Source organism: Glycomyces salinus, from assembly GCF_016428645.1.
Taxonomy (GTDB): Bacteria; Actinomycetota; Actinomycetes; order Mycobacteriales; family Micromonosporaceae; genus Glycomyces; species Glycomyces salinus.
This window is the reverse complement of sequence record NZ_JAELXW010000010.1, coordinates 82353-94351: the sequence shown is the minus strand read 5'-3', so window position 1 is coordinate 94351 and position 11999 is coordinate 82353. Positions and strand designations below refer to the sequence as shown.

7 protein-coding genes, 2 tRNA genes and 2 pseudogenes are annotated in these 11999 nt (G+C 68.6%); 4 read left to right on the top strand and 7 right to left on the bottom strand.

The genetic code is table 11. The features are described from left to right. Positions 1 to 26 precede the first annotated feature (26 nt). From JFB92_RS04270 to JFB92_RS04250, 4 genes and pseudogenes are all read right to left on the bottom strand, one after another. Positions 27 to 99, bottom strand: a tRNA-Ala gene (locus JFB92_RS04270). Positions 100 to 108: 9 nt separating this feature from the next. Continuing rightward, positions 109 to 181: transfer RNA gene (locus JFB92_RS04265), tRNA-Ala, on the bottom strand. Positions 182 to 332: 151 nt separating this feature from the next. Beyond that, a pseudogene (locus JFB92_RS26810) lies at positions 333 to 1060 on the bottom strand (BBE domain-containing protein); the annotation flags it as partial. A gap of 147 nt (positions 1061 to 1207) precedes the next feature. Then, positions 1208 to 2389, bottom strand: coding sequence for an epoxide hydrolase family protein (locus tag JFB92_RS04250; protein ID WP_199035189.1), 1182 nt, complete (start codon positions 2387 to 2389; stop codon positions 1208 to 1210). A gap of 120 nt (positions 2390 to 2509) precedes the next feature. Between JFB92_RS04250 and JFB92_RS04245 the strand changes: the two genes are divergently transcribed. Together JFB92_RS04245 and JFB92_RS04240 are read left to right on the top strand one after the other, a co-directional pair. Next, positions 2510 to 3274 carry an NAD(P)-binding domain-containing protein gene (locus tag JFB92_RS04245; RefSeq protein WP_199035188.1) on the top strand — a complete coding sequence of 255 codons (765 nt, stop codon included), beginning with the start codon at positions 2510 to 2512 and terminating at the stop codon, positions 3272 to 3274. Positions 3275 to 3530: 256 nt separating this feature from the next. Further along, on the top strand, positions 3531 to 3734 hold the full coding sequence (locus JFB92_RS04240) for a cold-shock protein (protein WP_199035186.1): 204 nt from the start codon (positions 3531 to 3533) through the stop codon (positions 3732 to 3734). A gap of 106 nt (positions 3735 to 3840) precedes the next feature. Here the strand turns inward: JFB92_RS04240 and JFB92_RS04235 are convergent, their stop codons facing one another. Both JFB92_RS04235 and JFB92_RS04230 read right to left on the bottom strand, forming a co-directional pair. Continuing rightward, the gene (locus JFB92_RS04235; protein ID WP_199035184.1) at positions 3841 to 5418 is read right to left on the bottom strand and encodes a ricin-type beta-trefoil lectin domain protein; all 1578 of its coding nucleotides are present in this window, start codon (positions 5416 to 5418) and stop codon (positions 3841 to 3843) included. Positions 5419 to 5708: 290 nt separating this feature from the next. Beyond that, complete coding sequence (locus JFB92_RS04230; RefSeq protein WP_199035182.1) at positions 5709 to 6335, bottom strand: NAD(P)H oxidoreductase; 627 nt, start codon at positions 6333 to 6335, stop codon at positions 5709 to 5711. A 99-nt stretch (positions 6336 to 6434) separates the two neighbouring features. On the opposite strand from JFB92_RS04230, the pseudogene JFB92_RS04225 reads away from it, so the two are divergent. Then, a pseudogene (locus JFB92_RS04225) lies at positions 6435 to 7226 on the top strand (AraC family transcriptional regulator); the annotation flags it as partial. A gap of 6 nt (positions 7227 to 7232) precedes the next feature. On the opposite strand, the gene JFB92_RS04220 reads toward JFB92_RS04225, so the two are convergent. Then, a complete protein-coding gene (locus JFB92_RS04220; protein ID WP_199035180.1) occupies positions 7233 to 8009 on the bottom strand; it encodes an alpha/beta fold hydrolase in 777 nt (258 codons plus the stop codon). Positions 8010 to 8184: 175 nt separating this feature from the next. Between JFB92_RS04220 and JFB92_RS04215 the strand changes: the two genes are divergently transcribed. Then, a complete protein-coding gene (locus tag JFB92_RS04215) occupies positions 8185 to 11916 on the top strand; it encodes a S1 family serine peptidase (RefSeq protein ID WP_199035179.1) in 3732 nt (1243 codons plus the stop codon). Positions 11917 to 11999 lie beyond the last annotated feature (83 nt).

The following is an 11999-nucleotide window of genomic DNA, read 5'->3' as shown; positions in this document are numbered from 1 at the left end:
GCCACCCGTCCCATACCGTGAATGCCGTGACCTGGTCGGATTCGAACCGACGTCCTCCGATATGCGGTATCGGCGCGACGGCCTCTGCGCTACAGGCCACGGGTCCTGCTCCGGTGGCCGGATTCGAACCGGCGTCCTCCTCCATGCCATGGAGGCGCGACGGCCTCTGCGCTACATCGGAGCATTGCTCGGAATGATAGCGATCCGAGACGGTCGTCGCTCCGGTCGGGCTTCACACGGGGAATACCGCCCGACAGGTCGAGATGAGCGGCCGCAGTTGCCATCGGTGGTTGCGCGCGGCCTGCGCCAGTTCGTCCTGTCCGGTTCCTTCTTCAGGCGGCTGCTGGTGGGATGTTCTGGTTGGCGTGGAAGAAGTTGTCCGGGTCGTAGGTGCGCTTGATCTCGGCGAGGCGGTCGAAGTGGCCCCTGTAGGTGGACTTGACGCGTTCGGGCCCTCCTGGGCGCCGATGAAGTTGACGTAGGAGCCGCCCATGGAATGCGGATGCAGGTCGGTCCAGTAGTCGACGCACCATTGGCGGATCATGTCGGCGTTGGCGGGCTCGGGATCGATGCCGCCGACCACCCCCGACCACTTGGCGTCCCTGTACGCCTAGGCCGTCTCGTCCGCGCCGACCCGGTGCGCGGCCCCGTCCACGGGGTACAGGTGCATGGCCGACAGGTCGTTGGGGAGGCCGCGGCCGTACCGCTCGTGCACCTCGATCGCGGCGCCGGAGATAGTCTCGAAGAAGTCGCCGCGCCAGTACCACTGGAGTCCCTTGGGAATCTCCTCGTCGAACATGCTCTGCGGCGCGGGGTACGGCATGGGCGCGGTGAAGTGGAACGCCGGCGGGGCCGGATCGTTCACCACGGACAGGACCTCCTCCAGGTCGTTCCGCTCCAGGTCGCCGCTGTAGTACCACACCACTGCACACACCTTGTCGCCGTGGATCGGCTCGGGGAAGGGCGGCCCGGGCGGCACCTTCAAGACCGCGGAGAACCCGTTGAGATCTTCTGGCGCGGGCGGCCAGGGCCGTGGCCACGACCGCGTCGGCGGCCATACTCGCGACGTTGAGAAGGAAGCCGTCGCCTCGCCGGCGAGACGTGGACCCGCAACGGAGGCGACAGGCCGTTGAGCACCTACTTCGACACCGCCATTGACGCGATCCGGTCCGGTTGAGCGACCGGTGGGCGAGGGCCTGCGGGGAGACTACCGAGCGGCGGCCATCACTGCCGCGAGACCTTCTTGCAGGTCCTTGACGAACGACTCGGGAACCTCCAGCGAGGGGAAGTGTCCTCCGGTCTCGGGCGTCCTCCATCGGACGATCCGCCGATAGCGCTCTTGCGCCCAGGCGCGCGGACACTTCTCGATGTCGCGGGGATACACACTGATCGCCGACGGGACGTCGACCCGAAGCCCGGAGTCGAGCGCGTTCACACCGCCGTGACTCTCGTAGTAGATGCGGGCCGCCGATGCGCCGGTCCGAGTCAGCCAGTACAGGGTGACGTCGTCGAGAATCCTGTCTCTGGAAATCGTCTCGAACGGACTGTCTTCGGTGTCCGTCCACTCGGAGAACTTGTCGAGGATCCAGGCGAGAAGGCCCACCGGCGAGTCGACCAGCGAGTAGCCGATGGTCTGGGGCCGGGTCGCCTGCTGCTTCGCGTACGCCGCGCGGTGCTGCCAGAAACGGCGGGTCTCCTCGGTCCATCTGCGCTCATCCGGCGTCAACCCGTCTGCCGTCAACCCGGGCGGTGCCTGCGCCAGCGTTGAGTGGATGCCGAGCACCCGCTCCGGGAACCTGCCGCCGAGAACCGTGGTGATCACGCCTCCCCAGTCGCCGCCGTGGGCCAGAAACCTGCTGTAGCCGAGTCTTCCCATCAGTTCCACCCAGGCGGCGGCGATCCTCCCGGTTCCCCACCCGGTGGCGGCCGGCTTGTCGCTGTGACCGAAGCCCGGGAGCGACGGAACCACCACGTGGAATGCCGGAGTGGCGGTGTCGCTCGGATCGGCCAGCTCGTCGATGACATGGGTGAACTCGGCGATACTGCCCGGCCAACCGTGCGTCAAGATCAGCGGAGCGGCGTCCGCGCGCGAGGACCGGCGATGCAGAAAGTGGATTCCCAGGCCGTCGATGACCGTGCGGAACTGCCCGATCCGGTCGAGGCGCCCCTCGAACGACCGCCAGTCGTAGCCGGTACGCCAGTAGTCCACGAGATCGACCAGGTCGGCGAGGGGAACGCCTTGGTCCCAGCGGCGAGGGTCGGGCGCGGCCCGGTAGACCGTCTCGCGCTCCGGCAGTCGTGCCGCGGCCAGCCGCGCGCGCAGATCGTCCAGGTCGGCGTCGGCCGCGCGTGCTTCGAACGCTTCCACATCACTGGATGCACGGTTCATGAAATGCGGCCTCCGGATTGTGCCGTCGTGGTGACAGCGCCATTATGAGGCTTTGGCTTCTTTGAGGTGCTCTCGGCTTACTCTGGGGCGACTGCACTACTGGCAATGGAGGTATTCGCTGTGGAACGCATAGGCATCATCGGGGTGGGGGAGCTCGGCCGGGCCCTCGTCGAGGGCGTTTGCGAGGGCGTCGATGCGACGCCGGCGGTATTCCTTTCCCCTCGGGGCGTCCGCGCGGGCGAGGAGCTGTCGTCCCGCTACGAGAGCGTGCGGGTCTGCGCTGACAACCAGGCGGTGGTCGACCGGTCCGAGCTGGTCGTCATCGCTGTGCGCCGCCAGGACCGGCACGAAGCGCTCGGCGGCCTGAGCGTGGACGGCGACAAGACGGTGGTCAACGCGATGGCCGGAGTCGGCAACGATGAATTGCGCCGGATCCTGGCGACCGATGCCGCGCTGGTGCGGGCCATCCCCCTCCCGTCAGTCCGTGAACGCCGATCGGTCACGGTGACGTGTCCCTCCCACCCGGTGGCGGACGCGTTCTTCGAGCGACTGGGCGGGGTGCTCCCGGTCGCCGATGAGTCCGCCTTCAACGTCTTCTCCGCACTGACGGGGACGCTGACCACCCACTACGCATACCTCGCGGCGCTCACGTCGTGGGCGGTCGACCAGGGCATCGACCCCGGCGACGCCGACCGCTACGTCCGCGGTCTCTTCCAAGGCGTCGGCCGCGCCCTGGGCGACGAGACCCGTTCGCTGAGCCGTCTCGCCGCCGACCACGAGACCCCGAAGGGCAACAACGAGCGCATCCGCACCACCTGGTTCGGCCCGGCCAACGCCGACGCCCTCAGCAAGGCCCTCGACGACCTCCTCACTGACCTGCAATAACGCCTAGCGGGCCCTGGCGTCCGCGGAAAATCGGCCGTTGTGGCGAAGATCAGTGCGGAGAAACCGACCGCGTCGGACGCCGGGCGTCGGAAATGCTGTAAGGTTCTATGGTCACCTCGATTCGATAAGAGTCGGGGCGGCTTAGCGCCAGAGATGGCGGCAGTATCGGGCCGTACGGCGGAACGGAGCTTCCAGGGGCAACACCTGGGGGACACCACCGCTGGCCTGAGAATCAACTTCGCAAGGATATTTTGTAATGGCGCAAGGCACCGTCAAGTGGTTCAACTCGGAGAAGGGCTTCGGCTTCATCGCTCCGGAGGACAACGGACCGGACATCTTCGTTCACTTCTCCGCGATCTCCGGCAACGGATACAGGTCGCTCGAGGAGAACCAGCGGGTGGAATTCGACGTCGAGCAGGGCAACAAGGGTCCGCAGGCCGCTAACCTGCGCGCTCTGTAAGTCCTGTCTCTGAAGACACGAAGCCGCTGACCTTCGGATTGAAGGGCAGCGGCTTCTATCGTGCCCGGGGCCGTTCGGCGGCGCACCGGGTCGGCGCGGGCGGGCGTCAGTAGACGCTCGCCCCGATCCAGTCGTCGTAGCCGTATCCGGCCGGGTCGTCGTAGTCGCGAGCGGCCAGTTCGAACCCGCTCGCGGCGGTCCCGCACTCGGTCAGGATCAGGGGCGCCTCGGCACCGGTACCGTCGAAGCCGAGGCACAGGTCCGAGTGGCCGGCCGGATGGATTCCGGTGTCGGTCAGGACGAACTCCTGGTTGAGGCCGCCGTGGCAGTCCCACAGCAGCAGCGCTGTTCCCGCCTCCATGCTGCCCGTTTCCACGTCCACGCAGCGGTCGTGCGTGAGCTCCACGTGCAGTGACCGCCGCTGTTCGTCGTACCAGAAGCCCTGGTTGCGGCCTCCGTTGCACTCGGCCGACAGCAGGGCGGTGCCGTTCCTGGAGTCGTATCCCTCGGCGTCCGTGCACAGGCCGCTGTCGGTGTTCTTGACGTCCTTGAACTCGAACAGTCCCTCATAGAGCACGGCACCACCCGTACTGGCGGGATCGACGCAGGTGGAGGTGTCCCACTCGGGACGCTCATAGAACTGCGTGATGCATTGCGCGAAAGCGCCGTGCCCGAGGTAGTTGGGGTGCAGCGACTGCCGGAAGGCGTGCTCGGAGGGGAGCAGCCCGACCTCGGTGTAGACCCCGCGGGCCCAGGGCTCCTCCTCGCAGACGCCGTGGCCGTCGAACAGGCGCTGCGCGTTGAGGTAGCGGACGTCCTGGTTGAGCGCGGCCTGGCGGATGCCCTGCTCGAACAGGGGCACGGCCTTATTGCGGGCGAAAGCGGCGTCCGCCAGGTAGAGCAGGCACCCGCCCCGGTACCAGCCGGGGAAGTCGGGGTTGTCCTCGACGTCGGGGCCTCCGGGGCTGGCGTAGGACATGACGACCATGTCGTAGTCGGCGGAGAGGTAACCGGCGTCGGTCATCGTCTGCCGGACCGAGCCGATCGCGGTCTCGACGCCCTGGCGGCTCACCTCGACTCGGGCCTCCCAGTCGTCGGTGTGGTCGGGCCAGCACGGTCCCAGGAAGAGGATGCGGTTGGTCGCGCACTGGGTGGCGGTGGGGCCGAACTCGATGCCGCCCTCGTCGTTGGCCCCGACGATGATCCACACCAGATCGACATCGGTGTTGCGGGCCTTGATGGCGAGGTGGTCGCCCTGGTTGAGTTCGTTCCACTGCTGCTGCCCGTTGCCCTCGATGAGGTGCTGCGAGGCCGCGCCGGAGCAGGAGATGTTGTACTCGACGTCGCTCTCGATGCCGGTGCGGAACAGCGCCTGGTCGTAGGAGCGGTCGCACCAGTTGCCGTCGGTGTGGGTGTCGGGATCGTAGTTGCCGACGCCCTCTCCCGAGATCTGGCTGTCTCCCATGGAGATCAGCGAGGACTTGCGCTCTTCGAGCGGGAGGATGCCGGGGTCGCCGTACAGTTCGGTGGCCTCGGCGGCGCGGATGGTCTCGAGGTGTTCCGGCAGCGGAACGATCTCAGGGCGCTCCGCGGCCCGGGCCGGTCCGGCGGCCGTGGTCAGTGCGAGGGCGATCAGGGCCGCGGAGGTGAGCACCGCGACCAGTCGTTTCCGGGGGGTGGACATGGCAGTCTCCTATTGGGAAACATCAATATTTACAGGATGTAATAGGTAGGCTACCGTTACTCCGCAGTAATGTGAAGGTTGCGTGGGATGTCAGTTTTGCGACCGGATGGCGACGGTCCTTGTGGGATGATGCTCGGTTGCCCTGCGGTGCAATGGCCTCCAGGCGTCATTCCAGTGGGGAGCGCTTCGACGCCGGTCGGGGTGTTCCCGCCGTTCGAGTGAACTCGACTCGGAAGTCCCTATGGCGGAACCTGACTGGGCGGCGAGCCTGCTCGCCGCCCAGTGGCCGGTCAGCCCGCCAGGAGCTTGTCCACCGCCTCGTCCGCTCCGGTGACGAGGCCGCGGAAGTGCTCGGCGCGGGCCTCGCCGGACAGGTCCTGCCCCTCGCTGTCGTACAGCACGGCGGCATGGGTCTCGGAAATGCCGCAGTACTCCGAGACGCCGCGACGCAGCGGCCCTTCCAGGACCGAGGCCACCAGGTCCGCGTTCGGATCCCGCGCGGTGAGACCGGCCAGGGCCAGCCACAGCATCCGCTTTCCCTCCATCGGGGACCTGCTGCGGCCGTACGCGAGGCCGTAGTTCCACACTCGGTCGAACCAGCCCTTCAGCAGGGCCGGGAGACCGAACCACCAGACCGGGAAGACGACCACGATGACCTCGGCGGCGTGCACGCGGCGAATGTGGCGATGCACCTCGGCCGAGTACGTCTTGTCCCGGTCGCCGTAGTCGGGCTCGTCTGCGACGGAGTTGCGCGGATCGAAGCCCTCGGCGTGGAGGTTCAGGAGGTCGACGCGGTAGCCGTCGCCTTCCAGGCGGTTCGCAGCGCGCTCCGCCATCGAAGCGGTCAGCGAGTCCGAGCGGTGGTGGGCGAGGACGACGAGCGCGACGGGACGGTCTTCTTCGTTGTATCCGTTCATGGCACAAGTACAGCCGCGATCCTCTGGACGAACCATGGTCGAGAATCGGGATTTCCTCGGTGATCGTCTACGCTAGCTCGCGTGGACCCATTGAGTGACATGCTCGGCGGCCTGCGGGCGTCCGGATCCTCCGCCGACCACTTGCGCCTGGAGCCGACCCGGCCGATCCGCTTCGACGACGGCGCGGCGCTCACCATCCTCACCCTCGTCGAGGGAGAGAGCGCGGTGGCCGCCGTCGACGGCGCCGAATTCAAGCTCGGCCCCGGCTCCACCGCGCTGGTCCGCGGGCCCGGGGCGTTCGAGCTGACCGGAAGCGGCACGGCGGCGTTCGGTTCCTACCGCGGCGCGGGCTCGCGCCAGGAACGCCTGCTCCGGACCCTCCCGCGGGCGTTGGTACTCGACGAGGAGGTCGAGGAGGTGCTCTGGCTCGAGTCCCTGCGGGACGCGCTGGACCGCCGGCGTCGCCCGGGCGGGCAGGCCCTGCTCGACCGAGTCCTCGACTGGGGGCTCGTCTGCACGTTGAGCTGCTGGTTCGACCTGCGGGGATCGGAGGCGCCGTCCTGGTACCGGGGCGTGGGCGACCCGGTGGTCGGTCCCGCGCTCGAGGCGATCCACCGGCGGCCCCGCGAGACGTGGACGGTCGGCGCGCTCGCCGCCGAGGCCAGCGTGTCCAGGGCGCATTTCGCCAAGCGCTTCACCGAGGTCATGGGGGAGCCGCCCCTGGGCTACCTCACCGAATGGAGGATGCGCATCGCCGAGGACCTGCTGGCGGACACCGATCTCAGTGTGGCGGCCGTGGCGAAGGCGGTCGGCTACAAGGACCCGTTCGCCTTCAGCTCGGCGTTCAAACGCGAGATGGGCGCCAGTCCGCGGGAGGCGCGCGCCAAGGCCCGACGCTTAGACGTTCGCCAAGAAGTCGGCGAGCAGTCCGTTGAAGCGGTCCGGCCGCTCCATGTTCGGGTAGTGCGCGGTGCCGTCGATCGAGACCACCCGCCCCGACCGGACGGTCCCGATCAGGCGCTCGGCCATGCCGATGTGGTCGGGGGAGTCGATCGCCCCGTTGATCGCCAGCACCGGCACCCCGATGGACGCGGCCCGCTCCCAGGTGTCGGGGACCGGGGTCATCCAGTTCGGCTCGTCCGGGCCGTGCTTGGACATCGTGGCGACGGTCATGCGGCGCAGCCGGTCGACGACCTCGCCGTCGAGCTCGTCCAGCGAGCGGTGGGGCCCGGCCGCGAACAGGGTGAACTTCTCGACACACGCCTCGAAGTCCCCGGCCGCCAACGCGGCGTTCCACTCGGACCAGACCCGGGTGGTCCAGGGATCGGTGAACGCGGGCTCGCTCGTCCCCACGCCGCTGACGACCAGGGCCTCGACCAGATCCGGATGCTCCAGTGCGGTGTCGACCGCCGTCGCGCCGCCCATTGACAGGCCGATGAGCACGGCCGAGTCGATCCCCAGGTACCGCATGAGATCGGCGACGTCGTCGGTGTGGCGGAACGGCCCGGTCGCGTTCGGCGACCGCCCGTGCCCGCGGGCGTCGGGCGCGATGACGCGGTAGTGCGACGAGAGGGCCGAGACCTGGGCGTCCCACATCTCACGGCTCAGGTAGCCGCCGTGCAGCAGCACCAGGGGACGGCCGGCGCCCTCGTCGATCCAGTGCAGATCACTCATGCCGACCAGGGTGACATCCTTCGCCCGAATCGACTACCCCTCCGCCGAACCGACCGGGAACCCCGGCCGACGCGACCGGCGGGTGTCGGGTTCGCGACAGTGGAGTATCTGTTCCCGCTTCTCGTGTCTCTATAGGTTGTATGGGCATGCATCGCGAATCGGCGAGGAAGACACCGTGACCGGCTCCCGGCTGCTCGGAGCGCACGAGCCCCGCGTCGTCGAGATCAAGACCGAGAACCACGCGACCAGGCGGCGGCACACGCTGAGCGGCTACCTGGTCGACGACGACCTCGTCCTCACCTGCGGCCACGACGTGGTCGGGGCCGACCGGGTCAGCGCCCGCCAGATCCTCGCCGCGGAGTTCACCGAAGCCGAGGTGATCTGGCCGGCCCCCGACGAGCCCGGCCTCGATCGGTCCCAAGTGGACGTGGCGCTGCTGCGCGTCCCCGGACTGGCCGCCCCCTCGGGGCGCGTCATCTGGGGCGAGCTGACCGGCTTCGACAGCGAGGAGCCGGCCCGCTGCATCGGCTTCCCCAAATCCGACCAGCGCGGCGACGAATACGCCGCCGCCGTCGTGGGCGGCACCGTCGTCCCCATCGAGGCCGCCGGACAGCCGCGCATGAAATTCACCGTCCCCACCTTCGAACCGGTCGAGGACTCCGGCTGGACCGGCCTGTCCGGCGCCATGGTCCTCAGCGAGCGCTGCCTCCTCGGCGTCGCCGCTGAACTCGACCCCGGACGCGCCCGCGTCCTCGATGTCGTCCCGTCCAAGGTCATCCTCGACCAGCCCCGGCTGGCGGCCGCGCTCGGCGACCCCGAACTCCACCTCATCGCCGCCGACCACCCGCTCATCAGGAACCCCTTCGAGCCGATCGGCGTCGAGACCGACTTCAAGCTCATCACCGCGCGCTACGGCCAAGTGCCGTTCGTCTCCGAAAGCCACGGAGAGGAACTGGAGAGGCTCCTGAGATGGTGCGAGGAGGACGACGGCGGGGGAGGAGTGTCGATCCGCGTGCTCACCGGGCCGGCCGGATCGGGCAAGACCCGCCTGGCCGCCGAGCTGTGCAAGCGTCTCCCGAAGGAGAACCAGGAGTGGTCGACCGGGTTCGCCGTCGACGACGCCGACAAGCCCTGGGGCTCGTTCCTCCCGCGCAAACCGCTGCTGATCGTCTTCGACTACGTCGAGCGCCCCGCGATCACCACCAGAGTCATCGACTTCCTCCAGCACCTCGAACGGCTCGGCGACCTCCTCCAGAGCCCGGTCCGCGTGCTCCTGGTCTCGCGCGCCACCGGCGGCTGGTACGACCAGCTCAGCGACCGAGGCGGCGGGTTCCTCCACAAGCGGCTCCGAGAGGAGGGGGAGTCGGTGCGCCTGACCCTCTCCCGCGACGCCTTCGACGGGCACCGCCGCCGGGCCCACTTCATCGAGGCGTTCGAGCGCTTCACCAGGGGCCGCGGCAACGGCGCCGACGCGGCCGACCTGCTCGACCAGGTCGACGACGACCAGTACGACTCGCCGCTGCTGGTCCACATCGCCGCCCTCCTGGCCGCCCGAGGCGAGACGCTGCCCGAACCCGGACCGACCGGACTGCGCGAACAGCTCCTCGACCACCTGCTGCGCCGCGAACGGACCAAGCGCTGGGTGGGCCAGGACGGACTGTCCACCAACAAGGTCAGCCCCGCCGAATGCGACCAGGCCCTGCACGCGGTGGCGATCATGACCATGACCCTGCCGACGGTCAGGGAGGCCACCAACCTGCTCCGGGCCTCCGAGCTGTGGAGCGATCAGTCGAACGCCAACCGGCGGGAAGCGGCGAACGCGCTCGTCCGCCTCTACCCCGATTCCGAGGACGGCCGCTCGCGCCGCGCCGCCGCCATCGAGCCGGACCTGATCTCAGAGCACCTGCTGGTCAGCGTCGACGACCTCGACGACATCCTGACCCAGCTGCTGCGGCTCGACCTCGAATCGACCCACTACTCGCGCCTGGTGCACCTGCTGAGCCTCACCTGCGACCACTACCCGGACACCATCGAACGGTTCCAGCACGCGCTGAGCATCACCCTGGCCGGCATCGCAGGAGACGACGACCCGTCGATCTCGACCGCCGAAGTCCTGGACCTCAACCTCAACCGTCTGATCGGCATCGCCAGGAACGAGGTGGCCGAGAGCCACCACCCGAGAGTGACCTCGATGCTGACCACCCTCCTCGAGCAGGAGTCGAACGACGAGCGGGTGGCGCAGATCGTGGCCGGGACCGACATCACCGCCAGCCGCGACGTGGCTGCGCTCGCCTCGCTCAGCAAGGCCCTGCACAGCCTCCAGATCCGCTACTTCCGCGACACCGGCAACGACCGCGAGCTGGTGGGCGCGCTCGAAGGCGTGGCCGAGGCGCAGATCCTCCTCGGCTTCGAACAGGCCGGGTTCGAAGCCCTCCGCGAGGCCAAGGAGCTGCGCGAACGGCTCGACGCGATCGACGGCGACTCGTGCGCCCGGCACCTGGCGGCGCTCGCTCGGCTGCGCGACCTGTGGATCGCCAACGGACAGTTCGAGTCCGCGGTCCTGGCGGCGAACCAGCTCGCCGAGCTCCTCTGGAGTTCCGGGATCACCGACGTCGAAGCCTATGGCGAGAGCATCGCGGCCTGGTCCGAGGCCGGGATCGCGTTGCGGCGCGCCGACGACCCCAAGGCGGCCCTGGGCGTGTTCATGCACGCGGTGAGGTTCCGGCGCAAGCTGGGCATGGTCAGGCGCGCCGACTACGCCGACAGCATCAGGGAACTCGAGAACCTGGCGGTCGCCCTGACCGACCTGGACCGGAGGCGCGACGCTCGGGAGGCCGCGCTCGAGGCGGTGCGGCTGCGGCGCCTCATCGGAGACGTGGACCTCGACAGATACGAGGAGTGCTTCGAGTACCTCGACTACGAGCACGCCGGAGGCGACGAGTACCGGATCGAGACCATTCGCGAGCTGCTCGAGATCAAGCAATGGCTGGCCGAGAGAGACCCCCGGTTCAGAGTCAGGCTCGCCGACAGCCTCGAGCGGTTCGGCAACCTGCTATGGGTGCGCCACGAAGAGGAACAGGCGGTGGAGGTCTTCGCGCAGGCCGTAACCGTCCGACGTGAACTCGCGTCCGACCTCGACTCTCGGATCCTGCTGGCCAAGTCCCTCGCCGACTACGGGGTCGGGCTGTGGTGGCGGCACGGCGGGGAGCCGGCGGTCGCGACCTTGAAGGAGGCCGGCGAGGTCTGGCTCGAGGTGGCCCATGAGGTCACCGACTACTGGCCCAGCGCCGTCCGCGCGCTCCAGGAGTACGCCGTGGCGCTGTGGATGGTCGAGCAGCGGGACCGAGCGCTGGAGATCATGGCCGAGGCCGCCGACCACGAGCGCGGTCTCGAGCTGTTCGGAAACGCCCTGAGCCCCTGGCAGCTCCAGGACCACGACGCCTCCAGGCTCGGTGACCGCGAGAGCCTGATCGCGGTCGACACGAAGGCGGAGATGCTGGAGCAGATCGACAGCGAGCATCCGATCCCGCACCTGTCGCTGGTGGACTCCCTCGAGCACCTGGCCGGCGAGCACGTCGAGCACGGTCGCCACGAGAGCGCGGCCTCGGTGCTGGCGCGAGCCATCCAGATTCGCGGCCAACTGGTCTCGTCCCACCCGGCGCTCCACTGGGAGGCCATCCGGCGGGACACCAAGTCGATGGTCGAATGCCTGGTGGAGATCCGGCGCTTCGAGCAGGCGCTCCAGGCGGTCGAGGAGTGGGGCTCGAAGCTCCAGAGGCTCCTGGACAACGGCGTGGAGCTGGAGGTGGACGTCGACGACGCCTGGACGTGGCTCGGATGGCTGCGGGATCTGGTAGACGACGCGAAGCGGCGCGACGAGGACTCCGGCGGTGGTGAGGCGGCCTGAGCCGTGTTGACAAAGTTGGGTCTTCCAACTTAGTCTTGCATTGAGGTTTGTCTATGACGCTGCGCGTCATCCTCAACTACCGC

Excerpts from the sequence above, each read along its gene's own strand:
- JFB92_RS04235 (WP_199035184.1), bottom strand. The coding sequence starts at position 5,418 with ATGTCCACCCCCCGGAAACGACTGGTCGCGGTGCTCACCTCCGCGGCC.
- JFB92_RS04250 (WP_199035189.1), bottom strand. The coding sequence starts at position 2,389 with ATGAACCGTGCATCCAGTGATGTGGAAGCGTTCGAAGCACGCGCGGCC.
- JFB92_RS04230 (WP_199035182.1), bottom strand. The coding sequence starts at position 6,335 with ATGAACGGATACAACGAAGAAGACCGTCCCGTCGCGCTCGTCGTCCTC.
- JFB92_RS04240 (WP_199035186.1), top strand. The coding sequence starts at position 3,531 with ATGGCGCAAGGCACCGTCAAGTGGTTCAACTCGGAGAAGGGCTTCGGC.
- JFB92_RS04220 (WP_199035180.1), bottom strand. The coding sequence starts at position 8,009 with ATGAGTGATCTGCACTGGATCGACGAGGGCGCCGGCCGTCCCCTGGTG.